This window comes from Cyclobacterium xiamenense (assembly GCF_009467825.1).
Classification (GTDB): Bacteria; Bacteroidota; Bacteroidia; order Cytophagales; family Cyclobacteriaceae; genus Cyclobacterium; species Cyclobacterium xiamenense.
In genome coordinates, this window is record NZ_WIOK01000051.1 from 1 (window position 1) to 23,752 (window position 23,752).

Sequence of the window (23,752 nt, forward strand, 5' to 3'; positions counted from 1 at the left end):
TTTAGTTTATCAGTGCCACCAAATAGTGGAGATTCAAACTTTTCCGAATATTCGGGAAAAATAGCCGCATAAAAAAGGCTGCCCTTTTCGGACAGCCTCATTGCTTTTTCGACTTAAGGATTTACTATCAGTCGTTTTTGGCTGACGATCGTTTGGTCATTGCTGACACTGATCAGGTACATTCCCTGTGCGAGGTTGTCCAATGGAATGGTAAACTGGTTTCCGGATGTCCGAATCCAATCCAACTCGTACTGGCTAGCTAGCTGACCGCTCATGTTGTGGATGAGCACTCTTCCCTGGCCAATTTCCTGGTCGAGCACCAGGGTAGCTTTGTCTCTGGCTGGATTCGGGAAAATCGACGCGTTATTTTGTTCGGTATTCGGAGCGTAAACGTCCATCTCCTTGTATCCTCTGCCGAACATCTCTTTGTATCCCCTACTAAACATTTCACGGTATCCGCGTAGGTTTCCGCCCTCAATCGCATTCTTCGCGTTGTTTCCGATGATGGCGATACCGGATATACTTGCCCTGTTTTCTTTTGCATTCAGGTCCAGGTTTAGTACCCCATCGGTAACGGTTATGTTTTCAAAGGAGAGCAGGGTCGGTGCATTGTTACCTTCCACAAAGATATCAAAATCCTTTTTCACTACTTGTCCTTCCAATGCCAGGTCGAAGATCCTCCTACCGGCAGCAGCGGATGGTCCAGCATGTCCAAACCAAAGTTCGTTGTGCAGGGTAAGTACTGTGTAGGTCCCGTTTGGCACAGGGATGGCGTACGCCAACTTTTCTCCATTTCGTTCACTTTGGAAAAGCGGTTCCTGAGAGGCCCTGCTATTTTCAAACCGGTAGGACGGCGAGTTGTAATATACCTCGTTATTTTCCTCGGCGATGTAGAGGTCACCATTCAGTTGCTCATCCGACCCTCCTCCGGTATTCATGAAGAACACATGGTCTGTTCCCGCCTCGACTACGGTTGTCTCGGTAAATATGGCCAGGCCGGATAGTGAGGCACGGTTTTCACTTGCCACCATGCTCAGACTTAGTACTCCGTCTTTTACCTCTATGTTTTCAAATGTAAGGACGGTAGGTTGATTGTTGTTTTCGACAAAGATGTCGAAACCGTCTTTTACCAAGGTGTTTTCCAGAAAAAAGTCAAAGACTCTGTTTCCTGCTTTGGCAGAAGGGCCGCCTTTACCAAACCAAAGTTCGTTGTGGTAGGTTTTGATGGTGTAGCTTCCGTTTGGAAGAGGAATGCTGTAGTTGAGTACTTGTGCATTTCGCTCCGTCTGGAATAACGGCTGGGTACTGGCTGAAGTGTTGGTATAGGTAGACGAACTGCCGAAATACCCCAGGTTGACATCTGAAACAAACTCCTGTGCCTCGTACTGTACTGCTCTGCTGGATCCGGCGTTTAATCGCATTACCGGCACCAATTCAGTAACCATACTTTCCGTGCCGGTTTCGGAGATAATAGCCAGTCCGCTAATGGTTCCACGGTTGACGGAAGCAATCAATCCCAGATCCAACTTTCCATCCCTTACCTCGATGGACTCAAAGGTAAGCTCCAGTGGCTGGTTGTTATTCGCTTTAAACAAATCCAGGTTATCCTTAACGGTAGTGCCTTCCAATTGGATATCAAAAACCCGTCGTCCAGCAGTTGCAGATGGACCGGAATGTCCAAAGAACAACTCGTTGTGGTAGGTTTTGACGGTATAGGTTCCGTTTGGAACCGGGATTGCCAGGGTGAAATTTGATCCGTTTCGTTCGGTTTGGAACAACGGTTCCTGAAATTTGGTATTGGAGAAGGTGTAGGTTTTGCCGCTTATCAGATTGGTTACTGCCTGCTCTCCTTCAAAATCGATGCCTCCATAAACAATTTGTTTTTGTGTTCCGAGGTTTACAAACAAGCTATAGGCCGGTACCTCCTCTTCGGTAGTTTCGGTTGACCCTGTGTTGTCGACCGGAGTCACATCGACAGGGGCATCCTTGGCGCGAACGACGATTTGTACTTCGTCGGAAAGGGCATTGCCCGTTTCGTTGTCTTCTGCTTGCAATGCAAGGGCAAAGGTGCCTTCTTGTGTGGAATTCCAGGTAAATTCAAACGGGGAAGTCGTAGTGCTGGCGACGGAGTTTCCATTGACCATCAAATCAACTTTCATTACCTCTCCGTCCAGATCGATTGCCGAACCGGACACCACCAGGTTTTCTCCGACACCGATTTCCGTTGCCGCAAGCGGCTCGGTAAGGGTGATGATAGGGAGGATATTTTGTTTTTTGACTTGAATGGCTACGCTATCTGAAAAAACAGTTCTTCCATAAAGATCCACCGCCTCGGCATAAAGGTAGTGCGATCCGAAGGGAATGTTTTCCCAGGTGCAATCCAACGGACTCTCTGTTTCTGTGGCGATCAATTTTTCGCAGTAGTAGTAATTGACCTTTTCTACTTCCAGTTCCCTTCCTTCGTCCACTTGCAAGGTGATGGGAACATCGTCTCCCTCGATCATGCCTGATCCGTATTCGGGAATAATGACCCGGGCCTGCTGTATGGGGGCAGGTTGACTGACTTTTTCTGACGAGGTTTTAATTAAAATCACGGATCGGAAAGGCGCTATTTTGATGCTACCAGAATAAGGCTTGTTGTCCATGTCCACAAACTCACCGGGAAGGCTCACCGTTTTTTCCGAATTCGTCTCGTTATAGGCAAAAAATATTTTTTCCTCCGGGTCGGCTAGCTGCAAATCGGCTTCGTAGACACTCAGATTATCCAGCTGAAAGTCCGCAGAACTTACGTTGTCAAACTTAAACATAAGTGCAGTTTCCGCCGAACTTACGGCAGGATTGAGCAGGATTTCGTATTCGGTTCTTTCGGTGGAAAATTCCACGGTATTCACGGCACTGACGGTTCTCCAGGGCGAAGACCGCTCTCTAAAATAAAGCTTGCCGGCAAAGGATTTGTTGGCGATACCGCTGAATCGAACCAGGTAATTGGCTCCTTCAACCACTTTTCCCACGCTGAGGTTGAATTCAAACGAGCCTGAGCCGGTCACCCGAAGTGCTCCTTTATCTAATTTTGAGTTACTTACCCAGGATGTCCTTGCATTTTTTGCAGTCACGTAATTTGCGTGGCTATCAAAACCTTCGTTATCGTATTTATTGTTGCCGACCGTGCCGTTTACTTCGAAGGCGGGAATGGATACCGGATGGATTTTGGATCCGGCGTCTTTGCCGTATAGTGCTTTCCAGCCATCCAGATCCAATACTTTCGTCACCTCGCTACTGGTACCCATGTTGTGTTTGGTGATTATGCGGAAGTTGTCGGTCATTGGGCTGGCGTATACGTTGTTGTTGAACGAAGCCATTTGACCGATATCGTTTTTAATCGAACTTGCGTTTAGGTTGTTCTGTGCTCCGTTTTGAGTAAAAAAGATGTTGTTTTCGATCACGTTTTCCCGAATGTCGTCTCCCATGTTGTCGTTTCTAAAAAACAACTGATAGGTGCTATTGTATACTGTATTGTGATGAATGTGGTTCTTACGGGCATTGTGCAGGTAGATTCCTTTGCTGGAAATATTGGCGACGGTATTGTAAGCTACCTCTACTCCGGTAGTGTTATCGTCGAGGTAGATCCCTTCCGACTGTGGTTTTGCCAGTGCAGAACGAATATTCGTTCCTTCGACCACGCCCTGCCCATTGAGGATAATGTTTCCAATAACCTTTCTATTGTAAAAAGTTTGGTTGTTATTACCAGTATATACGTAGATTCCCCCTCCGTCATTTTTTGTTTTATTGAAATGGTTGATGAAGTTATTTTTCACCATTGTATTGTTTCCGCCAAAACGGATGCCGATGTAGCCCGAGTTGATGATACGGTTCCCTTCAATCAGGTTGTTGTCATTGGGAGAGAAAATGCCAAACCCGTTTCCTTCGCCCGATTTACCCATGCCAGGAAAAAGCTGGATATTTCGGATGTAATTGTTCCGGATAACGGCATCATCACAGGAGTTAAGCTCTATCGCAGAGTTGTGCACGTCGGCTACCTCGTTGCCCTCAAGTAACAGGCGATAGCTGCCATGCGCATAAATCCCGTTTACCCCGACCATCTCGATTTTGGAATTTTTGATGGCCACATTATTACCTGTTTTGAGCTCGATGGCATGTGAATTGGCTCCCCGGAAATGGAGGTTTTCGATTACCACATGATCTACACGCCTAACCTGAGTTAACAGGAAGTCGAGAGCGGCAATTTGTACGGAATGGGAAGCAGGCGACTCGTTACCAAAAAACATCTTAAGTTTTGCGGCACTTACATCGTAATACCATTCACCCAGTTGGTCCAGGGTACGGATGTGGTTTTGGATAAAGTAACCAAATTCAGCCTTAGGCTGGTAAGTAGTCTCATTATTGGTAGCGTAATTGATTGTGTTTCCTGAATGAGAGGTGATTTTGTGCCGATCCAGGATCCAGTAGATTTTTCGAATGACTACTTCCGCACCTGTCCAGTTGGGCCAGGAACTCAACTCGTTGTCCGTGATGGAATTCCAGGATGTACGTTCGTAGGTAAGATACCCTTTGTTACCGCTGTCTGTATTGGGATATCGGCCCATTTCCCGGTCGCGATCATTAAAAGCTACCAGGGTGGTGGGTTTGTTTTTCAACTGTGCATGACCCGCTTCGTAAATCCCATTTCCGAGGGATTTCCAATTGCTTAGGGTTACCATGCCCGTGATGACGGGATTTGCACCGCTTCCGTAGGCACCAATGGTAATCGGGCTGCTTGATGTCCCCGAACTGCTCATAACGATGGTTCCGAAAAATGTTTCGCCCCGGCGTAAAAGCACCTTATCACCCGGTTGTAAGGAAGGAAAGACCGCGTTCAGTTTTTCAATGGACTTCCAGGGAGTGTCAGGATTTTGCGCCTGAGCGAAACTTCTGGAATCGTCTCCTCTTTCGCTGGAAAAATGATAATCGGCGGCAGAAGCCGCTGTGATCACCAGGAAAGAAAAAATGGCGATTAGTACTACACGTGTTTTCATGATTTCAGAAATTATATTTTTGACAATTATTCTGTTGTTTTTCTTCTTGATATTTTTTGAGGGAATATTCATTTTATCCTATCTTTTCTGGCGTATAAATTCTCAAAACAGTATTTTGATTGTTGAAATTAAATTTTTTGAGTTTCATATATAGCAAAATGATATTCTAAAAACATCTTTGATTTGAATAATTAATGATATAAAATACTTAAAACCAAATTTTGTTATTTCTGAAATATTCGTTGGAGGAAGGCTGGAATTGAATAATTCGCCTATGTGATTTCAATTCTGTATTTGGGAATAATTTTATTGCCGATAGTGCTGAAAAAGTACCTGCAAAAAAAAATTGAAAAAAAATTGATTTTTTTTACTCGGACCCTTATTCATCCATGTTTCCTCGCCAAGGAAAGGATATCCTTATGGAGACGGAGGTTTCCGAAAGTCTCCGAAGACACTGATTTTTTTGGAAATGTTAGGGAAAAGGGGTCCCTTATACCCAGCCCTGAGTGGAGATCTTGATCAAAAAAGTAGATACGCCTGATATTCTCGTCGAAAGGACTACTCGATTTCCTTGAGCAAAAAGATCCCTCGATAGGGTGCAAGAGCGATCGTTTGTTTGTATTCCCTCCCGGAAATATCGGTGTAGGTACCGTTCAAGGGTAGTTGTTTGGTAGTTCCGCCAGGGTTGGTTGCCAGCACGAAAAAATCGGCAGGGTGTTTTTGTCTTTTTTCAGACAAGGGTACCAGCTTCAAATTTCTAAGAATCGTTTGCTGCTTTCCCTGAAATAACTTTAGTATCAGTGCTGTTGCTCCCTCGTAAGGGGATGGATTGAAATTTACCTGAGCCTGCTTTTGGTCATTGCCCAAAACCACCACCCGGCTGGCGCTCAGTTTTTGGTAAGGGGCACCGTTTTGGCGTAGGTAAAGTTCCATGACTGCCTCCCCGGAAGAAGAACCTGATAGCGATACCTGATAGCCAATCCCCCGACGATATCCCGAAAGCGGTATTTTGACTTCGGAGGTTTCATCCGTTCCTGCGATCCGAATTTGTCCCTCCGGTTCCCAGCTAAGCTGGCAGCCGCCGGTACAGGAAGCGCCTCCCTTCAAAATCGGAACTACAGCCGAAGAAGAGGCGATGCTCGTTCCGGGAATATCGGATCCCTGTGCCGGGTAATGCGCAATCATGGTAGTTGCTTCCCATTTTGCTGCGTTTTTCCACGCCTCATGGGTATAAAATCGGTCGCTTTTTAGCTGCGTATTTCGGGTAAAAAAAGAAATCCCGGTGCCCGATAGGTCCAGGTAGTGGTTTTTGTCGGAAATCCCCATGGCGTCAAAATCAAACGATCCCGATCGAACGCCCATCCCCACCTGAGAAGCCTCTTTTTTTATCAGAATGTTTTCGGAGAATTGCAGGTGTTTTAACGGCTGCCCCAGTTCGTCGTCTGCTAAAAAAAGCAGGTACCCGGCATCGAATACGAGGTTGTTACGTACCGTTATGTGTTGGGTGTTGTGCAGGTAAATGCCTCTATTTGCTATTCCGTAGACGGTATTGTCCGTGACCAGCACCTGTTCGGCATTATCGTCCAGGTAAATTCCCTCGGCGGGGGCGGGGATGTCTGTTCCCTGCAGGGGAGTCCCCTCCCTGGCGCCATCGCCATTGCGGACGATGTTTCCCGTTACTACCCGTTCGGTATAGCCCGGATTTGACCTGCCGGTGTAGGAATAGATGCCGCCGCCGTCTCCCTTGGTGAGGCAAAAGCCATCGACCAGGTTGTTTTTTACCAGGGTACGACTGCCCCTAAAGCCAATACCTACGTAGCCAGCGCGTACGATGCTATTTTGAGCAATGGTATCCGCATCGGACACGCTATAAATAGCAAAGCCATTATTATCGCCGTTTTGACCCATTCCTGGGAAAACGAATGTATTTTCTATCCGGTTGTCCCGGATGGTTGCCTGGAAATTACCGGAACGCAGGTAGATGCCGGAGTTATAGGCATTTCGAATCTCGGAATTCTCCAGCACGAGGTGATCCATGTTTTGGGCGAGGATCCCATTTTCTCCCGCATGTACGATTTTTCCACTCGAAAATCGGAAATGGCTTCCGCCCCGTATCAGTAGCGCCGTGGCATTGGCCCCTTCTAAGTGCAAACCGTGGAGGACCACATGCCGGGTATTGGGCAGGGTTGTCACGAGGTTTTCGATACCGCTAACCTCAATTTTCAGGGAATCAGGATCCGCCTCTTTCAGGCATAGGTAGAGTCGCTTGTTCGTTTCGTCCTGGTACCATTCTCCGTGTTGGTCCAATGTATTCCGGTGGTTTTGAATAAAAAAGCCGTAGCCTTTCTTTGGTTCGTAACCCGAACCTGGTAAAAAAGTCAACGTGCCGCCTTCCTGCGACACGATTTTTTGCCGGTCGATGATCCAGTGGTTTTTCCGCATCACCAGTTCTGCTCCTACCCAATTCCCAGATGGTTGAAAATCCGGATGACTTACCTGGTTTTTTGCGGGAATAGCTTCCGGAGTCAGGTAGCCCTTGTTGGGTTCGTCCGAATTGGGATACCGACCCATGGCCTGGGGCACACCGTTGAGGGTCACTACCTGAATCCGACCGATGGCTGGGGGTAATGCAGCGGAATAAATATCCGAACCATGGGATTCCCAGCCGGTCAGGCTCGAAAGTCCGGTGATCACTGCAAGCGCTCCCTCCCCGTACGAAGCAAAGAAAATGGGCTTGTCCGCGCTGCCGGATTTTCTGAGCTGCAGCGTTCCGTAGAAGACATCGCCTCTTTTTAGCAACACGGAATCTCCCGGAGCCAGCTCCGGGATAAATTGGTTCAATCGTTCCAGGCTTTGCCAGGGTGTTCCCGGATCTTGTGCCTGGCTGGGACTATGCCCGTCGTCTCCGGTTGTGGAGGAAAGGTAATAGTTGGCAGCGGATAGGGGCAGGGCTGTTGAAATCCACCCCAATATCCATAAAAACCGCATGGCGGTTGTGATTTTCTGAGCAAATCCATCTAGCTTTATATCCATAACAAGGTACACGTTGGCATTTCGCGGGAAACGCCTTGCCATTTTTGGCGGAGGCAATCTTTCCCGCGGGAAAAGGAACCACTACCTAACCAAGGCCACTACCTGTTAAAATGGTACGTGGTTTTGTGAAAATTGGCCCCTATTCACACGAAACAGCCATGATACAAAAAAACACAATGCGTCGGCAAAAAAGCGGCGTTTTTTTTCATTCCACGCAGGCTTGTTTTGCCTCGCTCCTGTTGGTTTTTCTGGCCGCCTGCGGACAGGAACAGACCTTCACCAATCCCATTCGGGATGGAGCAGATCCCTGGGTATACCAAAAAGACGGCTCCTATTACTATTCAATGAGTACGGGAAACGGGATCGCTGTCTCGGTTTCTCCGAAACTTACCGAGCAGGGAACACCCGTACAGGTTTGGAAAGCTCCGGAAACGGGTTGGAATCGGGCCAGTATCTGGGCCCCGGAGATTCATTTTTTCGACGGACATTGGTACATCTATTATGCTGCAGGAAAAGAACCGGGTACTCCCTTCATTCATCAGCGATCGGGAGTGCTCAAGTCGGTCGGTCCGGATCCCCTGGGCGCCTATGAGGATCTGGGCATGCTGTACACCGGGGATCACTATCCCGACCCGCAATCCATCAAATGGGCGATTGATCTTAGTCCGGTAACCATTCAGGGACAACTGTACGCCGTCTGGTCTGGCTGGGAAGATAATCAACCTACCGATAAAACGCCGCAACACCTGTACATTGCCAAAATGTGTAACCCCGAAACCGTTTGCAGCAACCGGGTCAAACTGTCTTCTCCGGATCAACCCTGGGAAACGGGCGGGCCGCTGGATTTAAACGAAGGTCCTCAGGTACTTTTGCAAGACGGAGAGACCTTTATCATTTATTCCACGCGGGAATCCTGGTTAACCGAATACCGACTTGGTCAGTTGAAATTAAAAGAGCCGGGCCTGGACCCGCTTGATTCGGATAATTGGGTAAAGAGCGGGCCGGTGTTTGAAGGAACCGAGCAGGTACTGGGGGTGGGCCACTGCAGCTTCGCCACATCACCCGATGGGAGCGAACACTGGTTGCTGTATCATTCCAAAAAATCCGTCAAACCGGGATGGGACCGGGATATACGCCTGCAACCCTTTTCCTGGGACGCATCCGGCAATCCAGTTTTTGGGGTACCTGTCCCCGCCGGCATGCCACTTCCCCTTCCCTCAGGAGAAACCGAGTAATCGTGTTTATTTCTGCGCGTCCACCTGGGCCACCTGTAGGTGTTGGTCGGTTTCGTTTCTGAGGTAGAGCGTGCGGGTTGGGAAAGCGATGGATATTCCAGCTGCCGTAAACCGGTCAAAAATCTCAAAATTGATCTGCTGCTGTATATCCATGTAGGTGTTGTAGTCGGCCACTTCAATGAAATAGACCACTTCAAAATCAAGGCTGGAATCGCCAAAAGCCTTAAAATGGGCCCGGTCAAAGGTCACGGGGGACTGATGCTCCACAATTTCCCGGAGCATTCCCGGTATTGTTTTTAGCGTATCCGAAGACGTTTCGTAGGTGACTCCTACAGAAAATAGAATCCGGCGCCGCTGCATTTTTTTATAATTATGTATACGGGAGCTGGTCAGGTCGCTGTTTGCCACCACCAATTCTTCTCCGGACAAAGTTTTGATGCGGGTGGTTTTGATGCCGATTCGTTCGACGATCCCGTTTTTATCGTCTACTACCACAAAATCACCGATCTCGATGGGCCGGTCAAAAAAGATGACAAAATAATTGAACAGGTCGCCGAGAATATTCTGTGCCGCCAGGGCCACGGCTATACCTCCGATTCCCAATCCGGTGATGATGGCGGTGACATTGTACCCCATGTTATCAAAAAGAAACAAAATGCCCAGAGCCCAGATCAGCACGTTGACCAGTAGAATGATACCACCAATTTGCTTGACCTTTTCCTCTCCGTTTTCTTGTTTTCTCACGTAGGAGCGGAGAACCATTGCTAGTAGGTTCGCAATGACTTTGATGCCGTAGTAGGTCAATACGACTTTATGAGCCACCGATACGCTGGTGGCGAGCATATTGGAAAGCCTTAGCGTCTGTATTCCCCAAAAAAAGATGGAAAGGTAAATCGCTGGCAGGACAAATCGCTCGACGATTTCAAATAAATAATCGTCCAGATTTGTATCGGTCTTTTCGGTAAGTTTTTTTATCCGCTGAAGCATGGAGCGCTTAAACAGCTTGACAATTCCTATTCCGATCAGAATAAATCCCAGCGCAAAAAAGTAGTCCTGTACGCTGTTATTCCAGAATTCCTGTTTGAAGTATTCCTGTATCATGGTGAGCTGTATTTTGATTGGTAATTCGGATGGACAAAATATTCCGCCCGACAGAAGCGGCTATGATTTCTTTCGGACGATGTTCAGATTCAGACAAATTTAGGAAATTTACCGGCGTTTTTGTCCGATTCAGGGGGTTTTCGAAGCGATCTCCTGGTTTTTGGGGCTGCCGTTGATCTTGGGTAAACTTGCCGGTCTGTTTACTTCCCGGCACTGCTGGTAGCGAGAGCGCGGGAAATCGGTGTCACCCCGTGATAGCGGGAACCGGAGGTGTCTCATAGAACGACCTGAAAAGCAGAGGCCTGCCGATTAAAGGGCAGGGCTTCCCCGGCTTTAAGTCCCAGGTTTTCGTTGATCTGTCGTAAAAAGTGATCCACACCGTATTGAGAACCCGGAATAAATCCCGGCACGGTGATCACCTGGGCCAATACCCCTCCAAATCCCCGGTGCATCACGCCTCGGGGCAGGTAGATAAGGTCCCCCACTTCCAGGGAATGCTCCTGGATAAGGCCCTCGACCTGTTCTTTTGTGATATCTTCGGGACTGGCAAGTTGTTCTACTTTTTCGCTGGTAAAAAGTTTCGCACCAGGCAGGACCATTTGCACCAGGTAAAACTCGTCAAAACCTTGGTCTTTTGGATGATAATGGCTGAAGGAATCCATGATTCGAACCCGATGGGCAGTGATGGAATGATAAAGATAGCTTCCCACATCCTCGTGCCAGGTTAGCAAGATGCGCCGGTAAGCGTTGGTTTCGGTAGCACATCCGCCCGGTGTATCCGTGATATTGGGGTCCCAATCCGGACGCACAAAAGCCGGGATCGCATTGGAGGGTTTTTCGGGTACAGTGAACACGAGCAGACCGAGCAGACTGTCTGCTTCCATCTTTTCGCCGGCGTCCAGTAAAACAATGTCCCCGACAGCTACTTTTGAGCTTTTGCTGGCCCCTTGATCGTCCGTGATCTTCGCCGTACCGCCTCCCTGCTGGACAAAGAGAGCCCGCGTAATTCCTTCCCCCGGCACCTCCCGGACATCATGCAGGTAGGCTAAATCGTAGCCGGGATTGTTTTTCGTAAAGGCTTCCTTAATGGCCGAAAGCCCCGGTGCACCCGGTTCGTGAAGTTTGGCGAATTTCACCTGGCTCGCTTCCTGGGCCAAGACCGGCCCGCAAAGTAGGACAAAGAGGGATAGCAAAGGGATTTTGTTACGCATGGCATTGAGCAATTTTAGTGGTTAAAGGTTTCTGCCGATCAACGACATTCCATAGCGGAATTTACAACTATTTCGGCTTTCTGGCAAATGGGTTCGGCACCGGATGCTGGCGACAGGGTGTACTTCCAATGCCTGGAGGGGCTTCATCGGTAGTTTCCCAAACGAAAGCCGGGCGGGCTAGCCGCAGGCAGGGGGGATTACTTTGGGATCAGGATCCGGTCTCGTAGGGAGGCAGGAAGAAAGCTCATGTCTGTTTTTCCCGGTATACCGGGAATTTTTCCAGAATCGGTAAACTGCCACATGGCTACCTCTGGTACCGAAATGCTGTCCCGAAAAAGGTGGAATTCGGCAGGAGGTTTGGAGGAAAACCGCGCCATCCAGTAGGGGTATTCCTCAAAATGCCCCTTCAAATGTGTCTGGTAAAAGGCTTCGTAGGTGTAGATGATCGGTTTTACCCGGTAATGGTTCTCGATGGCCTCCAGGTAAATGCCTAGATTTTTTATGAGCAGGTTGTCGGAAATCTCCGGTCGGGTACAGTGGGTACAGTCCAGTTCTACATCGACGATCGGTAAGACATCTTCCGTTTGTAACGTTACCTGACTGATAAAGTGCCTGGCCTGATCGAGCGGTGGATCCTTGTATTGATAGAAGTGGTAGGCTCCTTTGATCAAACCCTGACTTCCGGCGGCAGCCCAGTTCCGGCGAAAATACGGATCGGTGGCTTTGGCCCCCTGCGTGGCCTTGATCAACACAAAGCTGACCGGATGGGGAAGGGAATCGTTTTTTACAGCCTGCCAATCGATCACATTTTGCCAATGGGAAACATCGATGCCATAATATCCATGGGTCTGGTGGCCGGGGCCCCATTCCCGGTCTTTTGCATTAAAAAACAGCAGCATGCTGTCGTAGTGCTGTCCGCGGTCTTGTATTTCTCCGGATCCATTGGGAGCAGAATGTCCGGCATAGAAGAGGGGCAGGGCAGGCAATGAGTCCGATGCGGTCGTTTCCGGCAGCACATAGCTTTTTTCCTTGAGCCCATCTGCGAGATAGATGTGGTGTTCGTGTACGGTTTTTCCAAAATCGACCAGGCCAGTGAGGTTTAAGATCACCAGAAGCAACATGCTGAACATCAGGAAAAATCCCACGAGCATTACAAATAGTATCCGTCTGTACATGTCCCTTTTTTTCATGAATCCCTTGATACAGGTAGTTTCTTGGGGGATCGGTGGCTAAATGATGGATTTGATCAGGTGATCGTTGATTCGTAAAAAGGATTCGGCAGGCTCTCCCGCCTCAAACTCTATTTTGATACGAGCCAATGGTGTCTTTTTGCCAAAAAATCCACCTCCGGAAACGCCCCCCAAATCGATTCCCAGGGAAGGGGCATCCGGAGCGGGTTGGTTTTTCTTAAAAAGGTTTCTGCCTTCCTTTCGCTCGTCCACCAGCTCACCCAGGGCGACTTTAAATTCCACGACCATGTTTTTTATTTTTATGGCCGTCGGGGGGATCAGGCTCATCAGGGGAACCTGTATGGTCGTCGTGCTGCCAGGAGCTGCGTCGGGATGGAGATTTGGTACCTCCACCGCCCAGGTTTTTGCTATACCCCCGTTTCGGTGGATATGGGGCGCTTGCTCCGCGTTTTTTTCATTTTCGTCTTCCGGCCATTCAAAATACCGGTGTAGTTGTTCCAAATGCTGCTGCTCGGTAAGTAGTTGTGCTTCCAGTACCGACTGGTGGATGGCCTGCAGCAGGTTGTCCAATTTGATTGTTTTTGCCATAAGGTTAGGTATTATCTTCCAGCCAAACTGGCTTTCTCAAAAATCCGACATGATAGGTCGTGCGCTGAAGGGTGATTTGGTGATCACCGATCTGAAAAACCCCAACGGAAATATCCTTACCGATTATCTTGCCTTTGGGGTATTCGTTCAGGCATTTATTCAGCAGTGCCATCTGTCGCTCCTGTTGCTCTTCGTTCAACGGACTGTTGGGGTTGATGTTACCTATGCTCACGCGTTTGACATAGGTAACATCGCCCAATTCCAACGTTTTGGTCGTACTGTTGATCATTTTGTTTTCATCGTGACGATCAGCTCAGTGCTTCGTGAGACCCATCGGGGTTAACCGGCTTTAAGTTCGCGTCCTTGATTTTTCCGGTTTTCGGATCCCGGTCTTTTCCGGCGGCAAGCGGTGCTACCTTCACGTCATTCGGAGAGGCCGCAGACGCCATGATGTCCAGTACCCGCGCCAGTCCTTCCGGTGTGCCGTGGTTGGAAGCGGTGACCTGTACGTGGTATTTGGCCGAATTGTCGGAAGTCCGGGTGTTTTCTTTGTGTGTGGCGACCGAGCCGTGGATTTTTACGGTGGCACTGACCGGACCCCAGCCAATCTTCGCCGATACATCGGCCGATGCGTTCATGTCCGTCGAACTGGTTTCCGAGGTGCTGCTTTTTACCTCCATGTCAAAGGTAATGTCTACGGTATCTACCTGTAGGTTTGGAATGGGCACCACGGCCAGCATGGGTACCCGGATTTTTACCTCCTCAATGGTTCGCTGTGGAACGGGCGTTGGGTTTTTGTCCGTGACCTCCGGTACAAATATGCCCGGCCGCTCAAATTCAAAATCCAGCATACGGGCTGCCCCTGTGGTGAACTCGCCCGGTTTTTTGTCCACCGGCACTTGGGTGAATCCCACCGTGTTGATAAAATCAGCTGTCGCCTGGGCTAATTTCACGTTTGCCGTAACCGCAGCATTTAATGGTCCTCCAATCAAATCCTGCATGGGCAGGCCTTTGAACTGATCAGACATGTTTACTAATCCTTCTGCCATCTTACGTTTGTTTTAAGGTTAAAAGTTAGGTTGTCAAAATATACCCGGTAAGTTGCCAATCATTTCTTACTTTTCTTACCGGTAATGGTGGACAAAAAGTAGACAATGCATCCCTAATGGCGGTTTATCCGTGGGAAATGGGGTTTTTCTAGCTTACTTCCACATGCCGGAGAGCGGCGCCAACTCGGGTTGTCCAGCCCTGGCAGCCACCTTTTTTTTCAGGCGATACCGGGCCTTTTTCGTGCCATCGTAGGAAATCCCCAGTACATCTGCCATTTCCTGCGTGGTGTACCCCAGTTTAAACAAGGCAGCAATCATGCGTTCGTTTTCAGTCAGGTCGGGAACTTCTTCCAGTAACCCTTCCTAATAGCCGGGAAAGGCTTTTTCGAACAGCAACCGAAAAGTACGCAGGTCCTCCGTTTTGGAGATTCGAAATCGGGATAGGGCTTCCAGCGCCTCCTGACGTGCGCTCGCCGCAGAAGATTGATTCAATTGATGGAGCAGTTCCTTGTTTTTAGTTACAGAATTGGCCAGCCGTTGGGAATAGGCGAGCAGTTGTCGGTTCAATCGCTCTTGTCGCTTTCTACTTTCCTTCAATTGAGAATCGACCACCCGAATTAATTTTTCTTTGATCCGAAGTCGGTAATACAAATAAACCAGTAGCAGCAGACATACCAATGCCAGCCCGCTTAGCAGCCATTGCGCCCAGCCTAGAAAGGCAGCACCGCCTTGGGGTTGGGCTTGGAGCGGGGTAAAATCCGGATCCTGTTCAAAGAAAATTTCGGAACGGGCGATGTTTTTCGCTTTGTTCAGATTAATCAGGCTATCGCTAAGCATTTCCTTTAGCTCCAGATTCTTGCGGTAGGATACCAGATCGTTTGTGCGGAAGTATTCCTCTGACAAATCGTCGACAAGATCGCGGTGGAGGGGAAGGTCCTTGCCTTGTTGGGCGTAGGAAATCGCCTGCAAGTAGAGCTGAATCGCTTCCGGTGAGCGCTGGGTGGCGGCAGCCAGTTTTCCCTTGAGCCAGTAGGCATATCCCAGACTTCGCAAGTTCCCGATTTCTTCCTTGAGGGAAAGGCTTCGCTGAAGCAAGGTGTCGGCCAGGTCCAATTTCCCCCGTTCAAAGGCCAAAAATGCCATGTTTGTGAGAACGATTGCGGTCTCGGGTTTCCGGTTTTGCTTCTGGGCCAGGTCCAAAGCAGTTTTGTTGTGGAAGGAAGCTAGCTGGTACAGGCTATCGGGGCTTGGATGCCGATCGGCCAGCTTTTTGACAACCAGACCCAGATTCAGGTGTGCGTAGAGCGATTGAACGGGCAGTGCCTGCTGCTCGGCCAACAAAAGAGCCGCTTGCAAGTGTTCCCTCGCCCGGTCGAAATCCTCCAGGTCTTTGTATATCAATCCGAGACTCGTTTCACAATCAATGTAGAGGGGATAGTCCAATACGTTTCCGGATTGGTTGAGCACCTTCATGGCACGATGGAGGCTAGAAATGGCCTCATCCGCTACGCCCAATTCACGGTACAGTTCGCCCAGTCCTCTGTGGTTGACCGCAAGACGCCGGGGAATCCCCAGCGATTTTGCATGCGCCAGCGCCTTTTCGATGTGTTTGCGGGCATTTTCAAAATCCTCCATTCGTCGATACAGCTGATAGAGGGCATGGTGGTTTTTTTCGTTCAATTCCCCCAGTTCGGCCGCTTCGCTCAGGCGCAGCGCCTCCAAAAAATAGTGCCGGGCCAGCGATAGCTTTCGCTGATCGTAATAGCTGTATCCCACTACCTGTGCAGCCTCGCTTTTCAGCGCTGGGTCCGGCATTCCCCGGGTTAGTTCGTAGGCAGCTTTTGCATACGCCTGGGACAAACCGGGCTGTATATAGGCCAATTCATTGGATTGATCCAGTAGCACCCGTACGCTATCCCTGCTTATGGTCTTTCCCAGAAGGGGATTACCGACAAGAATAACTCCCGCAAGGAGAAAAACCAACGTGTAGGATAGGTGCTTTTTCACGATTTATGCCTGTTAATTTTCTCTGAATAGCCGGATATGCAGCGGTTTATTCTCGTATTAAATGTAGCGGAAAATTTTTTTCTATGCTAAAAACTCATTTTAAAAAACAATTGGTTGATTAAAAAGCAAAATACAGTACGTGAAAAACATAAAAATAGCTTTGAAGCGTAGATTAATTGGAGGTCGGACAAAAAAAGAGCCGGCGAATCGTTCGCCGGCTCTTTTTGTGGGTGTTCCCGAAATCGGGAGGTTACCATTTTAGTGCGTAACGGGGCTCACCATTTCGGTTTTTCTGGAATTTTTCTGCCAGACAAAGAAAATGACAAACAATACGATCAGTATGGCAGGAAACAAGGCCATACTTTGTAACGTAGCCTGTCCTGCCAACAACTCCAGTTGATCGCCGGAAAATCCCTCTGCCTGCATTTCTTCCCGGGAGCTATCGATCCATCCACCGATGATGGGTTGCCAGATAGCCGTAGAAAACATCCCGATGCCACCAATGATGGACATGCCGAGGGCACCGCTCAACGGAACTCGTTGGGCCACGGCTCCCACCATTACGGGCCAGAAATAGGCTACGCCCAGGGCAAAAATGATGGCTACAAAGTAGGCGATGCCTCCGGTAACCATGCTGAAAAGGTAGATGCCGATGGTTGCCAGAATTGCTCCAGCCAGGAGAACCCCGGTTTGTCCCAGTTTTTCAACCACGGGACCGGCAAAGAAGCGGGCGACTGCCATCACCCCGGTAGTCAGGGCCAGGATTATCATTGCGTTTGCACCGCTGTTTGCCAGGATGATATTCACCCATTGCTGCGGGCCAAATTCGGTGATAGCCGTAAGGGCCATGCAGACGAAAAGGAATAGAAAAACCGGGCTAAACAGTGCCTTGAAGTTGTTGCCCAGAGAAGTTGCTCCTTCCACCTTGGCTTTTGGAAAGGCTTTGCCATAAAACAACACCGCATAAATCACCGTGGGCACCATGGTGATCCACATTTGGGCTTCCCAGCCCAGGTTCATGCTACTCATTACGTTGGAGATGATCGCTCCCAGCATGATGCCTCCCGGAAACCACATGTGGAACCGATTCAGCATCTTGTTCATCTTCACGCCGGAGTACATGTCAGCAATCATGGGGTTACAGGCCGCTTCGGTACATCCGTTACCGAAACCGATAAAAAGCGTAGAGATCAGCAGGGTGGTATATCCGCCTGCATAAATGGTCAGGAGGATACCCAGCGTGTGCGCCACAAAGGCTACCCGCATAATGTTTTTCGCACCAAATGAATGGTACACGATACCTCCGATGATCATGGAGATGGGGAATCCCAGAAACCACATGGAGTTGATAAACCCAAGTTGGGCGGCACTAAGGCCAAAATCTTCTCCAAGCTGTGGCAAGATCCCAGCCCGAATACTGAAGGTAAAAGCGGTGGTGATCAGCGCAAAGCAGCTCCCGTTAAAGAGTGCGCTTTTGTTAATGTTCTCGTTCATTGAGTTTGGGTTTAGAAGTTTTTTAAATGTTGTTTTGGGTGATCAAACAAATCACCCGGACAATATAAAAAAAATTGATTTTACCTTTTGCCTTTTTTCTGGAATTATCACCAATTATTTGAAATGTTCAGGTAGTATTCTTCGGAAAACGCGTACCAACAGCAATTCCTTTGGTAGCTACCATTCAGGCAGTTAGGGGTGCCGTACGGCCGGCTGCCGCCAGCGCAGCAGACCCGCTAGCCAGCCTTGTCACTGAGGCTCCAGGCGGGGTGGGAGCCCTGAAATATGGGACCGATCCGTAGCAAACCCTGCGAAAATGAAAAAATCCGAAGGCAGACGTGAACCTTTGCAACCTGTCAATCGTATATCATTATGATATCATTTTAATTCACACTGCTATGGAAAAAATAAGTAAACCTCAATCCGGCTACCGGATGTTGCTCGTGGTGCTGCTCACCCTGGCCCTGGCCATTTTCGCCTTTACCGGCAAAGCCCTCCTGCTGGCGTTTCCGCTTTCGTTGGCCTTTTTTCTGCTATTGCCTGGTTTTTTTATTGTCGAGCCCAACAAGGCCATGGTGCTGTTGCTGTTTGGCTCGTACAAGGGAACCGTAAAGGCCGATGGCTTTTTTTGGGTGAATCCATTTATGACCAAGAAAAAGATTTCGTTGCGGGTACGAAACTTTGAGAACAAACCCCTCAAGGTGAACGACAAGATTGGTAATCCGGTGATGGTGGGCACCATTGTGGTCTGGCAAGTAGAAGATACCTTCAAGGCTTCCTTCGATGTGGACGATTACGAAAACTTTGTGCACCTGCAGGCCGATGCAGCGGTACGAAAAATGGCAGGCACCTATCCCTACGATAATTTTGAAGACGAGCATGCGGAAGTGACCCTGCGTTCGGGCGTGGAAGATGTCAACCGATCGCTGGAGGATGAAATTAGCGACCGGCTGCAGCATGCCGGAATCAAGGTCATCGAGGCCCGCATTTCACATTTGGCCTATTCCTCTGAAATTGCTTCGGCCATGTTGCAGCGGCAGCAGGCCACGGCCATTGTCGCGGCACGGAGGATGATCGTGGACGGTGCCGTGGGTATGGTAGAAATGGCGCTGGAGGACCTGAAGATAAAAGGCATCATCGATTTTGAAGACGAGAAAAAAGCAGCGATGGTGAGCAACCTCATGGTGGTGCTTTGCTCGGACAAGAATGCCAGTCCGGTAGTCAATGTGGGTACGCTAAACCCCTAAGCATGGTATACAACGAAATTCAGCCACTGAAAAAGACCTGGGCATTTCCCCTAGTTTTGCTACTCCAACTCGGTATCGGAATATTGGCGGTTTCGGAGGGCTTTTCCGCAGATCAGCCGGTGCAAGCCTGGATTAGTTTTGGGCTGGTTTTGCTGCTGAGCGGGGGCTTGCTGCTGTTGTTTTTACACATGCGTTTGGAGATCCGAATGGATCCTTCAGGATTGCAATTCAGAAGTCCTCCCTTTGTGAATTCCTGGCGAAAATACCGGTGGGAGGAGATAACGGACATGCAGCTCCTTTCCACCGGCCCCTTCAACTGGGTTGGAGGAACGGGCTTGCGCCTGGGAGGAAGCCTCGGTATACGCAGGGGCTGGAACGGCGAATGGCGGTACCTGTTTAGTTCTGGAAATGCCGTGCGGGTTTTTCTCAAAGACCGCAGCTTCGTACTCAGTACCCGCCGAACAAAGGAATTTATGGCTGCCTGGGAAGCATGGAATGTAGGAAACTAAGATTATGGCGCAGAAAAAACCCTTTGCCCTGCGAATAGACGAGCGGCTGATGAAGGCCGTGGAAAAATGGGCATCCGACGAATTCAGAAGTACGAATGGACAATTGGAATGGATCGTACACGAGGCATTGAAGAAAGCAGGCCGGCTACCGGGGCGTACCTCGTCCGGCGATAAAAAAACCAAGGAATAAGCAGGCTGTTTTGGCGGCCCCCCGGCGTAGGGGTTGTTTGGTTCGGTAATTTTTTGGAACTTTCTATCCCCTTGGAATGGGCTGTCCGGAAAGCTCCGGCAGGCAGAACGATATGTTATGGATACTGAAGAAGAAAAAATACGTGAATGGATCGCCCGGCTTTTGGACGAGCAGGAGGCAGAACCCTTGCGTCATGCAACCCGTCTGGCCGGCATCGGAGGGCCACAGGTACAGGCCGAATTGCTCCGGGTACTCAAAGAGGGCACCCTGGATCAGGCATTTTTGGCAACCAAAACCCTGGCGATGATGGAAACGGGCAAGGAGGAATCCCTGGATGTACTGCTGGAGGTGATTCACAAACCTGCCAATGCCGGGAAGAACGGCGGCCTGGTCTCCTTGCTGGAGGAGTTTGACCTGAGTGAGAAATTTGTGGACCTCTTTCGCATTTACCTATTTGGTAATTTCAAATCCTCGGCCCTGGCAAAAGCACATTTGGATTACGAGGAGTTTGTAATTAGCCACCGGACGCTTAAGAAAGCCGAGAAGCACCGGCAGCATTTTCTGAACAATTCCCCGAAAGAAGACGAGGGCTTTCTGTTAAAGAAGCAAGAAGCCGAAACCATCCTAAAGGAACTGCAGGAGTTGCTGACCGAACCCTGATTCAGCCTTGGTGGGCAGCGCCTTCGCGGAAGCGGCCGCTCTTACCGTAATCCCAATTCAACCCAAACCGAACCGAACCATTACCCAAACCCATGATCCGAACCTTCTGTACAGCCCTGTTTTCCCTGCTCCTGTTTCTTGGCGCCATAGGCATCAGCCCTGCGCAACAATCCTGGGAAAAATTGCATACCACCGCCGATCTCTACGAGGCACATCCCGAAATCCTTCGCGGTATTTTTTCACACCTGGACCTGGATCTTCCGGAACTGGCTGCCGTAAAAGCAGCCCGGGATCAGGGCGATTGGGTAGAGGCAGCCGACAAATTGCTGGCTTACTACGCGCACAGTCCTGTTGCGCAATCGTTGGCAAGGGACTTGCCGGCTCGGGGCAACGGAAGGATAGCAGCAGCCGATACCATCCTGCAGGACGTATTTACCATACAAAATGTGAAAGGGAAGGTGCCCATTCTTCCTGATGGCCACCGGGATTGGTATTACAAGGGCCCAAATAATGACCGGGAGTGGGCCTGGTTATCCAACCGGCACAGTCAGTTGCTGCAAGTCATGGATGCCTATTTTGAAACAGGAAATCCGGTTTATGCGGTGTACTTGGATCGGTTTATGCGGGATTTTATTTTAAAAAGTATGCCCTATCCGGCCGAAAAAGGAACGGAGTCCATCTGGCGCGGGCTGGAAGTGGCCGCAAGGGCCAAAGCATGGACCCGCCTGTTTTATGCCATGAACGGGAGTACCTACCTACGTCCTGCTACCCGGCTGCTCCTACTGAGTAGCCTGCCCGACCATGCCCATTACAACCGGCATTTTCACGGGGGGAATAACTGGCTGACCATGGAAATATCCGCGCTGGCTACCGTAGCCGCCTACTTTCCAGAATTTAAGGATTCCGATGCCTGGCTGGACTACGCCATCGGGGCCATGACCGAAAGCATGCGTGACCAGGTGTATCCCGACGGCGTACAAACCGAGCTAACCTCTCATTACCACAACGTTTCCCTTCATAACTTCGAACTCTTTCAGTCCATTTGTGAAGTGGCTGGGCGGGAGCTGCCAGCGTTTTTTCCCGAAACGATCCAACGAATGTATGGCTACATCGCCCGTGCGGTGCGCCCGGACGGCTACCGGATCCTAAACAACGACGGAGACCGGGGCAGTGACCGGGAGTTGATTTTACGCGGGGCCGATGCATTTGACAGGCCCGATTGGGCCTATATCGCCAGCAATGGAAAAAACGGGAGCCTTCCTTCAGATGGACCCTCCTATTTCTTTCCCTGGGCGGGGCAACTCATTAGCCGAAGTGGGTTCGATTCCCTGGCCCATTGGTCCTTTTTTGACATGGGGCCCTGGGGAAGCGGCCATCAGCACAACGACAAATTGCACCTCTCGGTAAGTGCATTTGGGCAAGACTTTCTGGTTGACGCAGGAAGGTTTGCGTATACCGGTGCATTGGCCGAGAAGTTTCGCCCCTATGCCCGGGGAAGTCAGGGGCATAACGTGTTGCTACTGGATGGAAAAGGACAGGGCAGTGGGCCCACCCACGCCAGTTCTCCGTTGGATCGGCGCTTTGTCGAAATCACCGAACGCTACGATTTTGGAAGCCAGTCTTTCGACCGGTTCGAAGGGTTGGAAGGGGAGGTTTCCCACAGCCGCAGCCTCCTGTACCTGCGCGGCAAATTTTGGTTGATTGCCGATCGGATAAGCAGCGATCGGCCGCGAACGGTACAGGCATTGTGGCACTGGCATCCCGATATAGCCTTGCAGCTGCAGGGACTGGAGGTAGCAGGCAGCCATCCGGGTGGATCGCTTACCCTCTCCCTGGTTTCCCGACCAAGCGACGTTGACCTACGATCGATCAGGGGACAAGAAATTCCCGAGATCCAGGGCTGGTACAGTCCGGAATACAATCGGTACGAACCCAACACGCTTACCAGTTTCGAGCTACGAATTCCTGCGACACAAACGCTGGTGTGGTTGCTGTTGCCGCGGTCCTCTTCCTCCGACGACACCAGCTATCGGGCGCGGGTTTTGTCCGAAACCGATACCTATGTAACGGTGGAAGTGCAGGTCGGGAGAGAATCCTGGGAACTTCAGGTCCCCTACTACGATCGCGATACGGTAGCGGTCAGCGAGGTGATGCGGTAGTTTAAAAAAGAAAATAGCCCTCAAAGGTTATAGATATTGACCTTTGGGGTTTTCCCAACCCCGAAGGTCTGAGTCGGAGCGTTTACGAAAAAAACCTTCGAGGTCTCGAAGACCTCAAAGGTTATGCGTATTGACCTTTGGGGTTTCTCCAACCCCGAAGGTCTTTCTTGGAACGTGTACGTTTGAAACCTTCGAGGTCTCAAAGACTTCAAAGGTTATAGATTATGACCGTTGGGCTGGAAAAACCCGTATATTTCTTTCCGGGTTTCATAGAGAATGATTATTTTAATTCGCCTAAACGATATATTCACGATGGATGTTTTTGATGCTGAATGTGTGTACCATGTATACAGTAGAGCCATTGGAAATGAAAGGCTTTTTCAAAATGAAGACAATTATGGCTACTTCCTGGAAAAATACGATCATTTTTTAGGTGAAAATGTGCAAACCTTGGCTTTTTGTCTTATTCCAAATCATTTTCACTTTCTGATAAAAATAAATAGGGGTGTAACCAACGATAAAATCGTCAAAGCTTTTTCTGATTTCCTGAATTCTTACAGCAAAAGTATAAACAAAGTATTCAAAAGAAACGGTGCATTATTTCAAAGAAAATTTAAGCGCAAAAAAATCGACAACGAGGATTATTTAAGCAGAATTGTTATTTACATTCATCTCAATCCTATTAAACATAAACTGACCAAGGAACCTCTGGATTGGAAGTATTCTTCTTTTCGAAGTTATTTATCAAAAAAACATTCCAAACTAAATCGGGAAATGGTTTTAGAGTGGTTTGGAGGGTTGGACGGGTTTAAACTTGCACATCATACTAATAGGGAATCTGATATCTCTGAGGAGTTTGCTTTGGAATGATTGTACAAATCTGCGGTGAAAACCTTCGAGGTCTCAAAGACCTCAAAGGTTATGCGTATTGACCTTTGGGGTTTCTCCAATGCTATTAAGTTAAGAAAAAAATGGCCTCTTGAGACAAAATAAGCCGATTTTCCTTATGAAAACCGGCCTACTTTAGGTAAATTATGTTGTCTTAA

18 protein-coding genes are annotated in these 23,752 nt (G+C 49.2%); 7 read left to right on the top strand and 11 right to left on the bottom strand.

Annotated elements, in window-relative coordinates; genetic code table 11:
- Window positions 1–113: 113 nt before the first annotated feature.
- Both GCU44_RS22010 and GCU44_RS22015 read right to left on the bottom strand, forming a co-directional pair.
- Window positions 114–5,033, bottom strand: coding sequence for a malectin domain-containing carbohydrate-binding protein (locus tag GCU44_RS22010; protein WP_161994002.1), 4,920 nt, complete (start codon window positions 5,031–5,033; stop codon window positions 114–116).
- Window positions 5,034–5,591: 558 nt separating this feature from the next.
- Complete coding sequence (locus GCU44_RS22015; protein WP_161994003.1) at window positions 5,592–8,066, bottom strand: right-handed parallel beta-helix repeat-containing protein; 2,475 nt, start codon at window positions 8,064–8,066, stop codon at window positions 5,592–5,594.
- Window positions 8,067–8,242: 176 nt separating this feature from the next.
- Here GCU44_RS22015 and GCU44_RS22020 point away from each other — a divergent pair, with 176 nt between their 5' ends.
- A complete protein-coding gene (locus GCU44_RS22020; protein WP_154859558.1) occupies window positions 8,243–9,301 on the top strand; it encodes a glycoside hydrolase family 43 protein in 1,059 nt (352 codons plus the stop codon).
- A gap of 6 nt (window positions 9,302–9,307) precedes the next feature.
- Here the strand turns inward: GCU44_RS22020 and GCU44_RS22025 are convergent, their stop codons facing one another.
- The 9 genes from GCU44_RS22025 to GCU44_RS22065 form a co-directional block, all read right to left on the bottom strand.
- Window positions 9,308–10,402, bottom strand: coding sequence for a mechanosensitive ion channel family protein (locus tag GCU44_RS22025; protein ID WP_154859559.1), 1,095 nt, complete (start codon window positions 10,400–10,402; stop codon window positions 9,308–9,310).
- A gap of 275 nt (window positions 10,403–10,677) precedes the next feature.
- Window positions 10,678–11,613 carry a JmjC domain-containing protein gene (locus GCU44_RS22030; protein ID WP_154859560.1) on the bottom strand — a complete coding sequence of 312 codons (936 nt, stop codon included), beginning with the start codon at window positions 11,611–11,613 and terminating at the stop codon, window positions 10,678–10,680.
- A 197-nt stretch (window positions 11,614–11,810) separates the two neighbouring features.
- Window positions 11,811–12,803, bottom strand: a complete 993-nt coding sequence (locus tag GCU44_RS22035; protein WP_154859561.1) for a glycoside hydrolase family 25 protein — start codon at window positions 12,801–12,803, stop codon at window positions 11,811–11,813.
- Between the two features lie 39 nt (window positions 12,804–12,842).
- Entirely contained in the window at window positions 12,843–13,391 is a 549-nt protein-coding gene (locus tag GCU44_RS22040; protein ID WP_154859562.1) for a DUF2589 domain-containing protein, read from the bottom strand.
- Window positions 13,392–13,395: 4 nt separating this feature from the next.
- Window positions 13,396–13,680 (bottom strand): hypothetical protein, encoded by a 285-nt coding sequence (locus tag GCU44_RS22045; protein WP_092177914.1) that lies wholly within the window; start codon window positions 13,678–13,680, stop codon window positions 13,396–13,398.
- Between the two features lie 19 nt (window positions 13,681–13,699).
- Window positions 13,700–14,440 (bottom strand): DUF2589 domain-containing protein, encoded by a 741-nt coding sequence (locus GCU44_RS22050; RefSeq protein ID WP_154859563.1) that lies wholly within the window; start codon window positions 14,438–14,440, stop codon window positions 13,700–13,702.
- 153 nt (window positions 14,441–14,593) lie between these two features.
- On the bottom strand, window positions 14,594–14,758 hold the full coding sequence (locus tag GCU44_RS22055; protein ID WP_154859564.1) for a helix-turn-helix transcriptional regulator: 165 nt from the start codon (window positions 14,756–14,758) through the stop codon (window positions 14,594–14,596).
- A gap of 45 nt (window positions 14,759–14,803) precedes the next feature.
- Window positions 14,804–16,447, bottom strand: a complete 1,644-nt coding sequence (locus tag GCU44_RS22060) for a tetratricopeptide repeat protein (RefSeq protein WP_154859565.1) — start codon at window positions 16,445–16,447, stop codon at window positions 14,804–14,806.
- A gap of 258 nt (window positions 16,448–16,705) precedes the next feature.
- Complete coding sequence (locus GCU44_RS22065) at window positions 16,706–17,941, bottom strand: MFS transporter (RefSeq protein ID WP_092177920.1); 1,236 nt, start codon at window positions 17,939–17,941, stop codon at window positions 16,706–16,708.
- A gap of 398 nt (window positions 17,942–18,339) precedes the next feature.
- Here GCU44_RS22065 and GCU44_RS22070 point away from each other — a divergent pair, with 398 nt between their 5' ends.
- From GCU44_RS22070 to GCU44_RS22095, 6 genes are all read left to right on the top strand, one after another.
- Window positions 18,340–19,188, top strand: a complete 849-nt coding sequence (locus GCU44_RS22070; RefSeq protein WP_154859566.1) for an SPFH domain-containing protein — start codon at window positions 18,340–18,342, stop codon at window positions 19,186–19,188.
- A gap of 2 nt (window positions 19,189–19,190) precedes the next feature.
- Window positions 19,191–19,697, top strand: a complete 507-nt coding sequence (locus GCU44_RS22075; RefSeq protein ID WP_154859567.1) for a hypothetical protein — start codon at window positions 19,191–19,193, stop codon at window positions 19,695–19,697.
- Between the two features lie 4 nt (window positions 19,698–19,701).
- A complete protein-coding gene (locus tag GCU44_RS22080; protein WP_154859568.1) occupies window positions 19,702–19,887 on the top strand; it encodes an Arc family DNA-binding protein in 186 nt (61 codons plus the stop codon).
- 117 nt (window positions 19,888–20,004) lie between these two features.
- Complete coding sequence (locus GCU44_RS22085) at window positions 20,005–20,547, top strand: HEAT repeat domain-containing protein (RefSeq protein ID WP_154859569.1); 543 nt, start codon at window positions 20,005–20,007, stop codon at window positions 20,545–20,547.
- 92 nt (window positions 20,548–20,639) lie between these two features.
- The gene (locus GCU44_RS22090; protein WP_154859570.1) at window positions 20,640–22,706 is read left to right on the top strand and encodes an alginate lyase family protein; all 2,067 of its coding nucleotides are present in this window, start codon (window positions 20,640–20,642) and stop codon (window positions 22,704–22,706) included.
- A 312-nt stretch (window positions 22,707–23,018) separates the two neighbouring features.
- Entirely contained in the window at window positions 23,019–23,576 is a 558-nt protein-coding gene (locus GCU44_RS22095) for a transposase (protein ID WP_154859571.1), read from the top strand.
- Window positions 23,577–23,752: the final 176 nt, after the last annotated feature.